Origin of the sequence: Streptomyces sp. PA03-5A (genome assembly GCF_033792725.1) — a bacterium.
Taxonomy (GTDB): Bacteria; Actinomycetota; Actinomycetes; order Streptomycetales; family Streptomycetaceae; genus Actinacidiphila.
Map to the genome: position 1 here is coordinate 18,554 of NZ_JARAVL010000008.1, position 12,213 is coordinate 30,766.

The 12,213-nt window shown below is 71.5% G+C and carries 13 protein-coding genes and 1 pseudogene; 8 read left to right on the forward strand and 6 right to left on the reverse strand.

What is annotated here, in order from left to right; translation table 11 throughout:
• Positions 1–214: 214 nt before the first annotated feature.
• Both PV410_RS11480 and PV410_RS11485 read right to left on the reverse strand, forming a co-directional pair.
• Complete coding sequence (locus PV410_RS11480) at positions 215–940, reverse strand: hypothetical protein (RefSeq protein WP_500324250.1); 726 nt, start codon at positions 938–940, stop codon at positions 215–217.
• Entirely contained in the window at positions 937–1,515 is a 579-nt protein-coding gene (locus tag PV410_RS11485; RefSeq protein WP_500323983.1) for a DUF5994 family protein, read from the reverse strand. Before PV410_RS11485 ends, PV410_RS11480 begins: the two co-directional genes overlap by 4 nt.
• A gap of 231 nt (positions 1,516–1,746) precedes the next feature.
• Between PV410_RS11485 and PV410_RS11490 the strand changes: the two genes are divergently transcribed.
• A complete protein-coding gene (locus PV410_RS11490) occupies positions 1,747–2,466 on the forward strand; it encodes a hypothetical protein (RefSeq protein ID WP_500323984.1) in 720 nt (239 codons plus the stop codon).
• A 3-nt stretch (positions 2,467–2,469) separates the two neighbouring features.
• On the opposite strand, the gene PV410_RS11495 is transcribed toward PV410_RS11490, so the two are convergent.
• Positions 2,470–2,967: an Ohr family peroxiredoxin gene (locus PV410_RS11495; protein ID WP_500323985.1), complete on the reverse strand. Its 498-nt coding sequence runs from the start codon at positions 2,965–2,967 to the stop codon at positions 2,470–2,472.
• A gap of 304 nt (positions 2,968–3,271) precedes the next feature.
• Between PV410_RS11495 and PV410_RS11500 the strand changes: the two genes are divergently transcribed.
• The 4 genes from PV410_RS11500 to PV410_RS11515 all read left to right on the forward strand — a co-directional run bounded on the left by PV410_RS11500 (position 3,272) and on the right by PV410_RS11515 (position 6,779).
• Complete coding sequence (locus PV410_RS11500) at positions 3,272–3,538, forward strand: WhiB family transcriptional regulator (protein WP_500324238.1); 267 nt, start codon at positions 3,272–3,274, stop codon at positions 3,536–3,538.
• A gap of 213 nt (positions 3,539–3,751) precedes the next feature.
• On the forward strand, positions 3,752–5,074 hold the full coding sequence (locus PV410_RS11505) for a PP2C family protein-serine/threonine phosphatase (RefSeq protein WP_500323986.1): 1,323 nt from the start codon (positions 3,752–3,754) through the stop codon (positions 5,072–5,074).
• Between the two features lie 49 nt (positions 5,075–5,123).
• Complete coding sequence (locus PV410_RS11510) at positions 5,124–5,855, forward strand: SDR family oxidoreductase (RefSeq protein WP_500323987.1); 732 nt, start codon at positions 5,124–5,126, stop codon at positions 5,853–5,855.
• 48 nt (positions 5,856–5,903) lie between these two features.
• Complete coding sequence (locus PV410_RS11515) at positions 5,904–6,779, forward strand: RNA polymerase sigma-70 factor (protein ID WP_500323988.1); 876 nt, start codon at positions 5,904–5,906, stop codon at positions 6,777–6,779.
• A 54-nt stretch (positions 6,780–6,833) separates the two neighbouring features.
• Here the strand turns inward: PV410_RS11515 and PV410_RS11520 are convergent, their stop codons facing one another.
• Positions 6,834–7,313 (reverse strand): cupin domain-containing protein, encoded by a 480-nt coding sequence (locus tag PV410_RS11520; protein WP_500323989.1) that lies wholly within the window; start codon positions 7,311–7,313, stop codon positions 6,834–6,836.
• Between the two features lie 138 nt (positions 7,314–7,451).
• Positions 7,452–7,913 carry a hypothetical protein gene (locus PV410_RS11525; protein ID WP_500323990.1) on the reverse strand — a complete coding sequence of 154 codons (462 nt, stop codon included), beginning with the start codon at positions 7,911–7,913 and terminating at the stop codon, positions 7,452–7,454.
• A 283-nt stretch (positions 7,914–8,196) separates the two neighbouring features.
• On the opposite strand from PV410_RS11525, the gene PV410_RS11530 reads away from it, so the two are divergent.
• The 3 genes and pseudogenes from PV410_RS11530 to PV410_RS11540 form a co-directional block, all read left to right on the forward strand.
• Positions 8,197–9,552: an NAD(P)/FAD-dependent oxidoreductase gene (locus PV410_RS11530; protein ID WP_500323991.1), complete on the forward strand. Its 1,356-nt coding sequence runs from the start codon at positions 8,197–8,199 to the stop codon at positions 9,550–9,552.
• An 11-nt stretch (positions 9,553–9,563) separates the two neighbouring features.
• Complete coding sequence (locus PV410_RS11535; RefSeq protein ID WP_500323992.1) at positions 9,564–9,989, forward strand: MarR family winged helix-turn-helix transcriptional regulator; 426 nt, start codon at positions 9,564–9,566, stop codon at positions 9,987–9,989.
• 432 nt (positions 9,990–10,421) lie between these two features.
• Positions 10,422–11,105, forward strand: a pseudogene (locus tag PV410_RS11540) (sigma-70 family RNA polymerase sigma factor); the annotation flags it as partial.
• 79 nt (positions 11,106–11,184) lie between these two features.
• Here PV410_RS11540 and PV410_RS11545 read toward each other — a convergent pair.
• Complete coding sequence (locus PV410_RS11545; protein WP_500323993.1) at positions 11,185–12,069, reverse strand: sigma-70 family RNA polymerase sigma factor family protein; 885 nt, start codon at positions 12,067–12,069, stop codon at positions 11,185–11,187.
• Between the last annotated feature and the right edge of the window lie 144 nt (positions 12,070–12,213).

Genomic DNA, 12,213 nt, shown 5'->3' on the forward strand with positions numbered 1-12,213 from the left:
GGTACTGCTGCCGGACGCTCGACGCTGAGACACAGATACCGGGGAGAGCCATGTCCCGCGGACGAGGGTGCCGTCGCGGACGCCAGGGGGGGGAAGCCCCCAACGGGGCCCGCACCGGCGGTCTTTCGCCGGTCCGGGCCCCGCGGTGAAGCCGGGCGGGACGGGTTCGCCCGCCCCAGCCGCCTGCCGGCCCGATCGGGTACGGGCCGGTACATCACCCCCAGGCGGTTGCCGGCGGCCAGTCGGCCCGGCGGGCCCGGGCGGTGTCCGCTCGCTTGCGGGTCTGCGCCGCTTCGCCCGTGTCATCGCGGCCCGACTCCGTCCGAGCCGGAATCTCTCCCTCGTGCGGACGGCCGGTGGGGGCCGGGTGTCCCGTGCCCGCTCCGGACTGGAACGACTCCACGGCTCCGGGGCCCTGCGTGGTGTCGACCGTGAGGTGCAGGCGGGTGCCGCCTTCGGGATTCGCCGGGTAGCTGCGCTGTTCCGTCCCCGCGAAGTGCCTCCGGAGCGTTTCGGCGACCCGGCGGGCGGCCTCGGGGGACGCGGCGATGATGCGGACCTCGGCGAGCGCGGTCCGAGGCGGCGTGGCCGTCTGCCCGGTGTGCGCCGCCGACGGCGGGCGGTCCGCAACGGTGACCCGACCAGGCGAGGCCAGCAGCCGTTCGGGTCGCCGCGCACTCGCTGCCGTCGAACCTGTGGATCGCAGCAGTCGACGGCTTCCGCCTCGCGGCTCTTCCTGCGTCGTCCCGGCCGGTGGGTTCGCGGGATCGCCCGCGCTTTCCTCCGGGACGGCGACGGTCCGGCGGCGACGGTACGGAAGGAGATCGCCGTAACGGAAGGCGGCGATCCGCTGGTCGTGGCGGTCGTTGAGCGCATGGATCAGGAAGGTGCCCACGGCGATCATCGCGAGGAGCACGGCCAGGCTGACGAGGATGGTCATGACGTCCACATCCCCTCAGCGCGGACCGGCCCCGCGGCCGCGCCGGCCGCCGGCGCGGCTCCGCCTTCCGACTCCCAGTCCGCTTCGTCTCCGCGGTCGGTTCCCCTGGCCCGGAGGGCTTCTTCGTCCGCCATGATGCCGCTCGCGGTGCTCCGGCTCCGGGGGTCGGCCGCGGCTGCCATCAGCCGGGTCGCTGCGGCCAGATCACATTCCGGCGGAATGACCAGCAAGTCGAGGCGGCCGGTGGTGTAGGAGAGCAACAGCAGTTTGTTCGCGTCCTGTTCGGTGAACCAGCCGACGTGGACGACATGTCCCGAGACGGGCACTTTGCGTGGGATCACAGGCCAGAGCGAGGGGTGCACCGCGACCCGGGTCACGCGCGCCCAGCAGCGGTCCAGCGTGTCGATCAGGGCCGGGAGTTCACGCGTGAGGTCGCGAGAACGAGGCCACCAGGCTCCGTCCAGCAGTCCCCGGGTGCCGGCACTGGCCGGCTTGAGTGCCAGCCGAGGCGGCGGTATCGGTGGTGAAGAGTCCTGCCCATCAGCGACGAATGGGCGATCGAGGACGATGTTCATGACACGGACCTGACTCCGGGGAGCGTTCCCGCTTGCCCGAGATGGTCGTTCGCCGGGAACGACACCGGCATGAGGGCCCGTGTGCGAAATGCTCCTGGTCCCTCAAGCGTACTCCGGTGAGGACCCGACGGGGCCGTGGTCGGGCGGCCGGCAGTGCCGTGATGCCCCGCGGGCGGGGCCCTGGAAGACTCGTCCCACGTACTCGGGGCCATGCGAAGGAAGCGAACGGCCATGGACCGGTACCTGGCGGAGATCCTCCGGGCGCACGGCGGCGGTGACCGCTACGCGCGGTTCGGCGAGGTCCGCGCGACGATCGTCACCGGCGGCGAGCTGTGGAGGCTGAAGGGCGTGCCGCAGGACCCGGCGCCCCGCAACATGACCGTGTGGCTCCACGAGGAGCGGGCGTCCCTGCGCCCCTATGGCGCGCCCGACCAGTCGACCGACTTCACCCCCGGCCGTGTCGCGATCGAGAAGGCCGACGGCACGGTCGTCGCCGAGCGCGGCGACCCCCGGTCCCACTTCGCGGGGCACACGATGACCACCCGCTGGGACGCGCTGGACCGCGCCTACTTCAACGGCTACGCCCTGTGGACCTACCTGACCACCCCCTTCCTGCTCGCCGGCCCGGGGGTCACCGTGTCCGGCATCGGGGCGTGGCGAGAGGACGACGAGACGTGGCGGGGCCTGCGCGCCACGTTCCCCGCGGACGTGGCCACGCACTCCCGTGAGCAGGACTTCTACTTCGACGACGCCCTCCGGCTGCGCCGCTACGACTACCACGTGGAGATCGCGGGCGGCTTCGCGTGCGCGCAGTACGTCTACGACTACGTTGAGGCCCAGGGGCTGCGGATGCCCTCGAAGCGCCGGGTGCACCTCCGCGCCGAGGACGGCAGCCCGCGGCGCGACACGTTGCTCGTCTCGATCGACGTCAGCGACGTGCACTACGTGTGAGGCTCAGGGGGCCAGCGTGAGCGTCGCCGGCGTCCCCCGCGCCAGCATCTTGGTGTAGGGACACAGCGAGTCCGCCCGCCGCAGCAGGGGAGCGGCGGTCGCCGCGTCCGTCCCGGGCCAGGTGATCACCAGGTCCGCCCGCACCAGGTAGCCGCCGTCCAGGGGGTCCCGGCCGAAGGCCACGGAGGCCTCCACCGCGATCGCCGCGGGGTTCCGGCCGGCCTGCCGGGCGACCAGGCTGAGGGCGCCGTGGAAGCAGGCCGCGAGCCCGGCGGCGAACAGCTGTTCCGGATTCGTGCCGCCGCTCTCCCCGCCGAGTTCGGGGGGCAGCCGCAGGACGAGGTCGAGCATCCCGTCGGACGACCGGGCCCGTCCCGATGCCCGTCCGTGGCTCACCTCGCCGCCGCTGACGGTCACGGACGTCGTGTAGATGGGGGAGAAGGCCGTGCCGTCGTAGTCCTTCGCCGTGGACAGCCCGGGCCACTGGGTCGGCTCGCTCACCGTGGTGCCCCTCTTCGGAGCCGGCTCCCGCACGGTGCGGGCGCCTTTCCGTCGCGTATGACTGTGGTCTGCATGGTCCGCCCTTCGTCATCCCGGGAGAGGCCCGGACCCGATCACCGACTCCGACCAATCAGCTGATCAACGTGTGACAACGCCTCGCGCCCAGGTGAACTCGCCCGCGGGCCGGAGCGATTGACGCCCGGGTCGTCCGCCGGGCACCCAAGCGCGGCATATCGGGCGTCACAGCCACGTCGATCCACTGGTCTCCATGAAGAGTCCCGGCCCGTCCCACCAGGAGGTCTTCATGAATTGGCGTTACGACGCTGCGTGCCGCGAGGAGGATCCGGAGCTGTTCTTCCCCATCAGCGGCAGCGGTCCGGGAATGGCGCAGATCCAGGAAGCCAAGGCCGTGTGCCTGCGGTGCCCCGTCACGGCGCAGTGCCTGCGGTCGGCGCTGTCGGCCGGTCGTCTCGACGGAATCTGGGGCGGCACCACGGAGGACGAACGGCGGAGGATGCAGCGCCGCGACTACGTCGAGCGCTGGCGGAAGACGCGGCAGGCCACCGTCTGATCCGGGTCGGACGCTCATGGCTTCCCTTGTCCGATGTTCGTCATATGTCGAACAATATAGGCCGGGAACGGATGGCGCGGCGGGGGCAGATGGGATCCATGTCACATATGCGGTGGATGTCCTGTCGTACCCGGAAAGCCGGAACGGTGGCGCAGCGCCGCACACGGGCGCGACCGCGCGGCCACGCAATGCCCCCGCACGGAAAGGCAGCGCATGATCCCCTCCCTTCCGCTCCGCAACCGCCCCGCCCCCCGCTCGCGGGGTCCGGGGACACGGCCCGCCGTCGGGCTCCTCCTCCTCGCCGCCATGAGCGTCCTGGACGGGCTGTGCCCACCGGCCGTCGGCTGGGCGACGACGCTCGTGGCCGCCTCGGCGGCGGCGGCGTTCGCCGGCGCCTCGCTGACCGCAGGAGCCGTCCTGATCGTCGCCGCGGCCGGGATCGGCCTGGTCGTCAGCCCCACCGGGGTTCCGCCGGTCACCACCTCGCAGGACGCCGTCGTGCTCGTGCTGTCCGTGGTTGCCGTCGTGTTCTGCGTCCGCCAGGAGCACCACCAACTGGAACTGACCGCCGTACGGTCGGTCTCCGAGATCACGCAGCGAGTCGTCCTGCGCCCGCTCCCCGACCGGATCGGCCCGCTGCGCGTCGCCGCCGCCTACCAGGCCTCCGACGCCCACGCCACCGTCGGCGGCGACCTCTACGCGGCCGCCCGCGTCCCCGGAGCGACGCGGATGCTGATCGGCGACGTCCGCGGCAAGGGCCTGCAAGGGATCCACGAAGTGGCGGCCGCCGTCGGCGCGTTCAGGGAGGCGGCACCCCGCTGCGCCACCCTGTCCGAAGTGGCCGCACACCTGGAGTGCAGCATGCGCACCCACCTGGAGGAGTTCGAGGAGGGCCACGACGACGCCGCCGAACGCTTCGTCACCGCGCTGGTGTTGGAGATACCCGACGACCGGCGGGTCATCCGCGCGGTCAACTGCGGCCACCCCGCGCCCCTCGTCTCCGGCGGCGGGCGCGTCACCCTCCTGGCACCCCGCCGCTGCGGGCCGCCCCTCGGCCTGGGCGGCCTGGCCCCCCACGACCACCACGAGGACACCTTCCCCTTCGCCCCCGGGGACGTCCTCCTGCTCTACACCGACGGCGTCACCGAGGCCCGGGACCCGGCGGGCACCTTCTACCCCCTCCAGGACCGGGTCGCCTCCTGGGCGGGCGACGAGCCCGGTGGCCTCGTGCGGCACGTACGGGAAGACCTGTGCCGGCACCTCCGGGGCACGCTGAGCGACGACGTCGCCATCGTCGCCCTCCAGCGGGTTCCCGTTCCCGCGCAGGCGACCGCCCCCGGGGTGGCGGCCGGGCGGGTTCCGGGCGGGCCGCCGCCGGACGCGGCCGGGAGTTCCCGTCCGCCGCCCCATCGGGGTGATGGCGGCCTGCACGCCCTGACACCCGCCGGCCCGTCACACCGTGCGGCGCGGTCCGGCGTGCCCTCGGGCGGCCTCCGTGGCAGACCAGGCGCGTCGAGTGCCGCGAAGGTACGTTAAGCAGGTAGGGGCATTAACCGGTCACAGGCATCGGGAGATGGGCAAAGCCATGAAAATCGCAGTCATCGGCGGAACCGGGCTCATCGGCTCGCAGGTCGTGAAGGACCTCAACGCGGCCGGCCAGGAGGCCGTGCCGCACTCGCTGTCCACCGGCGTGGACCTCCTGAGCGGCGACGGCGTCGTGGAGGCCGTCGCGGGCGCGGACGTCGTCGTCAACCTCACGAACTCGCCGACCTTCGACGAGGCCTCGCCCGCGTTCTTCCAGACGTCGATGGACAACCTGATCGCCGCCTGTGAGAAGGGCGGCGTCGGTCACATGGTCATCCTCTCCATCGTGGGCGTGGACCAGGTGCCGGAGCTGGACTACTACCGGGCGAAGGTGCTGCAGGAGGACATCCTCAAGGCGAGTTCCATCCCGTACTCCATCGTCCGCGCCACGCAGTTCATGGAGTTCATGGACGCGACGATGTCCTGGACCACCGACGGCGACACCGTTCGGCTGCCGCACACCCCGCTCCAGCCGATCGCCGCCGCCGACGTCGCGCGGATGGTCGCCGAGGTCGCCTCGGGTCCCCCGCTCAACGGGACCGTGGACATCGCCGGGCCCGATGTCTTCTCCCTCGACGAGATCGGCCGGATCACCATCGCCGCCAAGGGCGACGGGCGTTCCGTCGTCGTCGACGACACTGCGGGCATGTTCGCCGTCCCCCAGGGCGACGTCCTCGTGGGTGGGCAAGCCGCTCGCATCGCCCCCACCCACTACCGGGACTGGCTGTCCTGACCGACGGGCGCGTCCGGACCGCGGACGACGCCGACCGAGGACGACGCAGTGGATGACGCCTACGACCTCCAGAAGGCACAGGAGGAGTTCCAGGCCGCCCGTGGCAGCCTGTTCGGCATCGCCTACCGGATGCTGGGCAGCGTGAGCGAGGCCGAGGACATCCTGCAGGAGGCGTGGATCCGCTGGCAGACCTACGACCGCTCCAAAGTGGAGAACCCTCCGGCGTTCCTCGCGACGACGGTCACCAGGCTCGCCATCAACGTGCTGCAGTCGGCCAGGGCCCGGCGTGAGACCTACGTCGGACCCTGGCTGCCGGAGCCGGTGGACACCGAGAGCGACCCCGCGCTGGGAGCCGTGAACGGGGAGGCGCTGGAGGTCGCGGTGCTGATGCTCCTGGAGAAGCTCACGCCCGCGGAGCGCGCCGCCTACGTGCTCCGGGAGGCCTTCGAGTACCCCTACGCGCAGATCGCGGAGATCATCGGACAGTCCAACGCCAACGCGCGCCAACTGGTGAGCCGGGCGCGCAAGCACCTGGCGGCGGAGAAGCGGGCCGGTGTCGTGACCGCCGACCGGCAGCGCTTCCTGACGGCGTTCGTGGCGGCCGCGAAGGCCGGGGAAGTGGGCGTGCTGGAGGACATGTTCGCCGAGGACGTCGTCTCGTACTCCGACGGCGGAGGTGAGGTCCGTGCCTCGAAGTTCCCCGTCGTGGGCCGTCAGCGGGTGGCCAAGTACATCCACGCCTTCGCCGACCGGTTCTGGGTCGGCGCCACCGTGGAGCCCATCCAGGTGAACGGCGGGCCCGGCATGAAGCTGTCCCGCGACGGCACGGTCTACGCCGTCCTGACGTTGAGCGTCACACCGGAGGGCATCGACCGGGTGATGTGGATGATGAGCCCGACAAAACTCGCCGTCCTGGACAAGTGAGTGCACGGACCCCCGGCACCGCCCAGGGGGCGCGGCGCCGGGGGAGCGGCCCGGTCAGTCGACGAAGTACGAGTCGTGCTTGTCCAGGAACGCGGCGCGCTCCTCCGCCGTGGCGTTGCCCATCCGCGAGATCTGCTCGAAGTACTCCTCACGCGGTGCGCCCGGGGTGAAGAGCAGCAGCATCTCCGCCGGGGCGTCGGAGTCGTTGCGGAAGGCGTGCAGCCCGCCCTGCGGGACGTGCAGGAAGTCGCCTTCCTGAGCGTCCACCCACTTCTCGCCGTTGTAGAGGCGGACGGTGCCGTTGAGGATGAAGAAGGACTCCGAGATGGTCCGGTGGAAGTGCGTCTTGGGACCGCCCGCGTTCGCCTTCATCATGACGCGGTAGAGCCCGTACTCGCCCCGCGTCATGTCCGTGGTCGCCAGGTAGTGGATGCCGTCCCCGGCCTGGCCGACGTTCGGAGGGGCGCTCGCCGGGCGGAAGTTGGCGTTGACCTCGCCGCTGTCCCCGAAGTACACCTGCTTTGGGTATGACATGCCTACCATCCCTCGCTCGCGTCGTGTGCGCCGTGGCGCATCGGCGGGGCGGGTGCCGGCCGCTCCGGTCGGCCGTCCATGACCTGCCCCTCGGGGGGTAGACCGGGTTGCCCGGGCGCGTGTGACAGCTCCGTGGCGTCAGGAGACGGCGACGACACCCACCGCGGCCAGGCCGTTGTCCGCGCGCAGGAGGATGTCGTAGAGGTAGGTGTCGCCCGCGCGGGGCGTCAGGACCTGCCGGCCCCCGGCGGGCAGGGTGCCGGTGACCGTCTCGTGTCTCTCGCCGGGCTCCGATCCGCTGACGGCCACGAGCCTGACCGGCGTCCTGCCGATGTTCTCCAGCGTAACGGAGCGGGTCCTCGGACACGTACCGGTGAGCTCGTCGGCGCAGTGGAAGCGCACGTCGCCGAAGTCGGTCAGGCCGCAGGAGACGTCGGTGGCGAAGCTGAAGTGGGCGGAGCAGACGGCACCCCCGCGCAGGGCCGTCGCGGGCGGCGAGGTGTGGGCGTCGTCCGGGGGAGGGTCGTCCGTGCACGCCGTGGCGAACGGCGCGAGCGCGACGGTGCTGACGAGTACGGCGGACAGGAGTGCTGTGCGCACGTGGAACTCCAGGAGAAGGAAGGCGAAGGTGGGGGGCGCGCGTGGCGTCGCCGTGGACGTCAGCCCGGGCCGGCTGACGTCGAGTCCTCAGGAACGTAGCAGACAGTGTTGATCCGTGCGGCGAGCGGAGGGGCTGCGGAAGGCCCCCCAACGGTCGCTCTGGTGAGAAATCCCCCGATACATCCCTGCCGTGATCACAGTGTTCACCACTGAGCGGACATGCTCTGTCACACCGACAGGGCCTGCGCTGTCTTCTTGGTGACGGAGAGAAACAGAGGGAATCATGCGCGAGATCCTGATCGTCGGCGGCGGCTACGCGGGCTTCTACACGGCCTGGGGCCTCGAGAAGACGCTGCGGCCCGGGGAGGCGCGGGTCACCGTCGTCGACCCGCGTCCCTACATGACGTACCAGCCGTTCCTGCCGGAGGTGACGGCCGGTTCGGTGGAGGCACGTCACGCCGCCGTGTCGATGCGGCGGCACCTGCACAAGTCCCGGCTGGTCGCGGGCAGCGTGACCGGGATCCGCCACGCCGACCGCACGGTGACCGTCCGGCCCGTGAAGGGGGAGGAGTACGAACTCCGGTACGACACCCTCGTCGTCACCGCGGGAGCCGTGACCCGTACCTTCCCCATCCCGGGCCTGGCCCGGCACGCCATCGGCCTGAAGCACGTCGAGGAGGCGGTCGCCATCCGCGACCGGCTGCTGACGGCGTTCGACCAGGCCGCCTCGCTGCCCCCGGGGCCCGAGCGGCGGAAGCTGCTCACCGTCACCTTCGTGGGCGGTGGGTTCTCCGGTGTCGAGGGCTTCGGTGAGCTGCTGTCGCTGGCGACCGCGATGCTCAAGTCCTATCCGGAACTGAGCCTGGAGGAGCTGTCGTTCCACCTGGTGGAGGCGCGGGGCCGCATCCTGCCCGAGGTGACCGACGGGCCCGGGGCCTGGGTCGTGCGCCACCTGGAGCGCCGCGGCGGGCATGTGCACCTGAACACCCAACTGGTCTCCGCCGAGGACGGGCACGTCGTGCTGTCCAGCGGGGAGGAGTTCGACTCGGAACTCATCGTCTGGACCGCCGGCAACGCCTCGAACCCCGTGGTGCACAACCACACCGACCTGCCGGTCGACGAGCGCGGCCTGCTCATCGTGCGGCCGGACCTCCGGGTGGGTACGGAGGCCGAGCCGGTGCCGGACGTGTGGGCGGCCGGGGACGACGCGGCCGTGCCCGACCTGGCCTCGCCCGTGCCGGGGGCGCACACGGTGCCGAACGCCCAGCACGCGGTCCGGCAGGGCAAGCGCCTGGCCAAGAACATCGTCGCGAGCCTGCGTGGCGGCAGGGTCCGGGACTACCGCCACAGCAGCCTCGGCGTGGTCGCCACGCTGGGCCTGGGACGCGGCATCTTCCAGTACAAGGCCATCGTCGTCAAGGGGTTCCCGGCCTGGCTGATGCACCGCGGCTACCACGTGCTCGCGGTGCCCACGTGGGAGCGGAAGGTCCGGGTGCTCACCGTCTGGCTCACCGCGGCCCTGTTCGGCCGGGACCTCGTCTCCCTCGCCTCCGTGCAGCACCCGCGGGACGCGTTCGTCACGAGCGCCACCCCCCGGCGTCCCGCGGAGCCGCGGGCGGGCGACCACGCCGGAGTGTGAACGCCGGGAAGATGACGCTGAGCGGGCGGTGGAGCGCGCTCGACCGGCTCCACCGCCGCATCGAGAACCGCGTCGAGCGGGCGCTGCACGGGCAACTGGGCGTGAGCGCACGGGAGTTCCATGCCCTGCGAGCCCTCCAGGAGAGCATCCGCGATGCCGAGGGCCAGCTCCACTTCGACGAACTGGCCGACGCGATCGGCCTGACCCAGTCCGCGACCAGCCGGCTGGTGACCCGGCTGCGCGACCGGGGATTGATCACCACGCGCACCTCGGCGTACGACCGGCGGAGCGTGGACGTGCACCTCACCCCGGTCGCGCAGGACGTGCTGCGGCTCGGGGTGCCGCTCCTGGAGCGCGCCGTCCACGACGTCGTGTCCGGCCTCCGCGCGGAGGACGCCGACGCCGACCTGATCCGCTACCTCCAGGGGCTCTCGTAGCCCCTGGAGATAGCGGACGTCCCGGTCGGCCGGTCACTTTCCGTCACATCGACCTTCGTACATGCGGAACTTTCCACCACGGATGAATAACGTGTCACTCTTTCTCTGGCAACAGAGGGTTGAATCTGTGCGGTTTTTGGCGAAATGTCGGATTCGACATCCCTTTTGTGTCGTTTGTCCAGCGTATGATGTGAGGCAACGGTGGGTTGTGGGCTCATGGAACACACCATGCGCTCCCCGCAAGTCTGCTGTTCCGGTGCCGACGACGACTTTCTCCCGCCTTTTTCTGTCACATGATCGGGCCCCTTCCGGTCTATTCAGCGGACGTGAATGGAGAGTTCGTGACGCTCGGTGATCGGAGACCGTGTAGTGGCCACCCATGCAATACATCGTGTGACACCTTTGTGTCACACGGCCGGGGGCTGCCCGTAAATGACCTCTGACCGGCGGAACGCGGACGCCGAGCCGTCCCCCTCCGCACCAAGCCTCGACGTGGCGGCCTCCGCCTTCGTCGAACTCCAGCCACGCCTGTTCGGCATCGCGTACCGCGTGCTCGGCAGCGCCGTCGAGGCCGAGGACGTGGTGCAGGAGGTGTGGCTGCGCTGGCAACGGACCGACCGCTCCGCGGTGCTCAGCCCGGCCGCCTTCCTCTCGACCACGACGACCCGGCTCGCCATCAACGTCGCACAATCCGCCCGGGTGCGCCGGGAGACCTACATCGGACCCTGGCTGCCCGAGCCCGTGGACACGAGCGCGGATCCCGAGGCGGGCGTCCAGCGGACGGAGGCCGTGGAGTTCGCCCTGCTGCTGGTCCTGGAGCGGCTGAACCCCACGGAACGCGCGGCCTACGTCCTGCGTGAGGCGTTCGACTACGCCTATCCGGAGATCGCCGAGATACTCCAGCTCAGCATCGTCAACGTCCGCAAGATCGTCAGCCGGGCCCGCAAGCACGTGGTGGACAAGCCCCGCGAGACCGTCGACGCCGCGGAGCACCAGCGCCTCCTGGAGACCTTCGTCTCGGCGGCCCGGACGGGGAACCTCGCCCCGCTGGAAGCGCTCCTCGCCGCGGACGTCGCGGACCGTCTGGCCGGACGCGGCGGCCCGCACGGAGCGGCCCCTGCGGTCCGCGACGGGGTCTGCGCCGCCGGTCCGACGCGGACGACGGACGCCGGCGCATGAAGGGCTCGCGGAGCCGTCAGGGTCCGAGGGTGCCCACGGGGCGGGCCGGATGGTTCCAGGGCCGGAGCTTGTCGGGGTTGAGGACGATCCAGGCTTGCGAGACGCGGTGGTCGGCGACGTCCAGGCTGATGACCGCCACCACCTGGCCCTCGTAGCGGGCCACCAGACCGGTGCGGCCGTTCACGGAGTGGGCGGACAGGGCCACCCGCTGGTGGTGCGAGAGCAAGGTCAGCAGACTGCGCGCGACCGCCCGGGCGCCGTGCACCGGCCGGACCAGCGCCCGGATCTTCCCGCCACCGTCGAAGAACGCCGTGGCGTCCGGACACATCAGCGACGTCAGCCGCACCACGTCGCCGCCCGCGCAGGCCGCGCGCACCGCGCGCGCCACCGCGTCCTGCTCCTTCGGCGTCACCGGATGCGACCGGCAGGCGCGGATCGCCAGCCGCGCACGATCGGCGAGCTCGGCGCACTCCGGCTCCGACCGCCCCACCACGTCCGCCACGGCGCCCAGCGCCATCCCGAAGCAGTCGTTGAGCACGAACGCCGCCCGCTCCACGGGCGACAGCGCGGCCAGGGCCGTCAGCAGGACCTCACCGATCTCCTGTTCCAGCTCGGCCCCCACGCCCGGCCGTTCCGTGTCCGCCGCGGCCGGGACGGTTCCCCCGGCGGACGCGGCCAGCCGCGCCAGACAGATCGCGCCGACCGTCTTCACGAGCCACGCCCCGGGCGGATCGATCGACCGGCGGGCCGCCTCCGGCAGCTCGTACCACCGGCGGTAGGCCTCGTCGACGACCGCCTCGGCCTCCGCCGTGCCGCCCACCATCCACAACGCCACGTCCAGCAAGTGCCGACGTTCGTCCAGCAGCTCCGCGATCGGCACCGCGTCACCGGAGAAATCCATGACCCCCGACCTCCCTCGCCCACCACACCGACATGGCACCGAATTCCGGTCCTAGTGGTGAGACCAGGTCCGTGCGGACCTTGTGACATTGAGCCCACGCGCCGGCCGCCGGCGGAGCTGTCCCCGTGCGGGTCCACCCCTCCC

Excerpts from the sequence above, each read along its gene's own strand:
- PV410_RS11480 (WP_500324250.1), bottom strand. The coding sequence starts at position 940 with ATGACCATCCTCGTCAGCCTGGCCGTGCTCCTCGCGATGATCGCCGTG.
- PV410_RS11485 (WP_500323983.1), bottom strand. The coding sequence starts at position 1,515 with ATGAACATCGTCCTCGATCGCCCATTCGTCGCTGATGGGCAGGACTCT.
- PV410_RS11490 (WP_500323984.1), top strand. The coding sequence starts at position 1,747 with ATGGACCGGTACCTGGCGGAGATCCTCCGGGCGCACGGCGGCGGTGAC.
- PV410_RS11500 (WP_500324238.1), top strand. The coding sequence starts at position 3,272 with ATGAATTGGCGTTACGACGCTGCGTGCCGCGAGGAGGATCCGGAGCTG.
- PV410_RS11505 (WP_500323986.1), top strand. The coding sequence starts at position 3,752 with ATGATCCCCTCCCTTCCGCTCCGCAACCGCCCCGCCCCCCGCTCGCGG.
- PV410_RS11510 (WP_500323987.1), top strand. The coding sequence starts at position 5,124 with ATGAAAATCGCAGTCATCGGCGGAACCGGGCTCATCGGCTCGCAGGTC.
- PV410_RS11520 (WP_500323989.1), bottom strand. The coding sequence starts at position 7,313 with ATGTCATACCCAAAGCAGGTGTACTTCGGGGACAGCGGCGAGGTCAAC.
- PV410_RS11530 (WP_500323991.1), top strand. The coding sequence starts at position 8,197 with ATGCGCGAGATCCTGATCGTCGGCGGCGGCTACGCGGGCTTCTACACG.
- PV410_RS11535 (WP_500323992.1), top strand. The coding sequence starts at position 9,564 with ATGACGCTGAGCGGGCGGTGGAGCGCGCTCGACCGGCTCCACCGCCGC.
- PV410_RS11545 (WP_500323993.1), bottom strand. The coding sequence starts at position 12,069 with ATGGATTTCTCCGGTGACGCGGTGCCGATCGCGGAGCTGCTGGACGAA.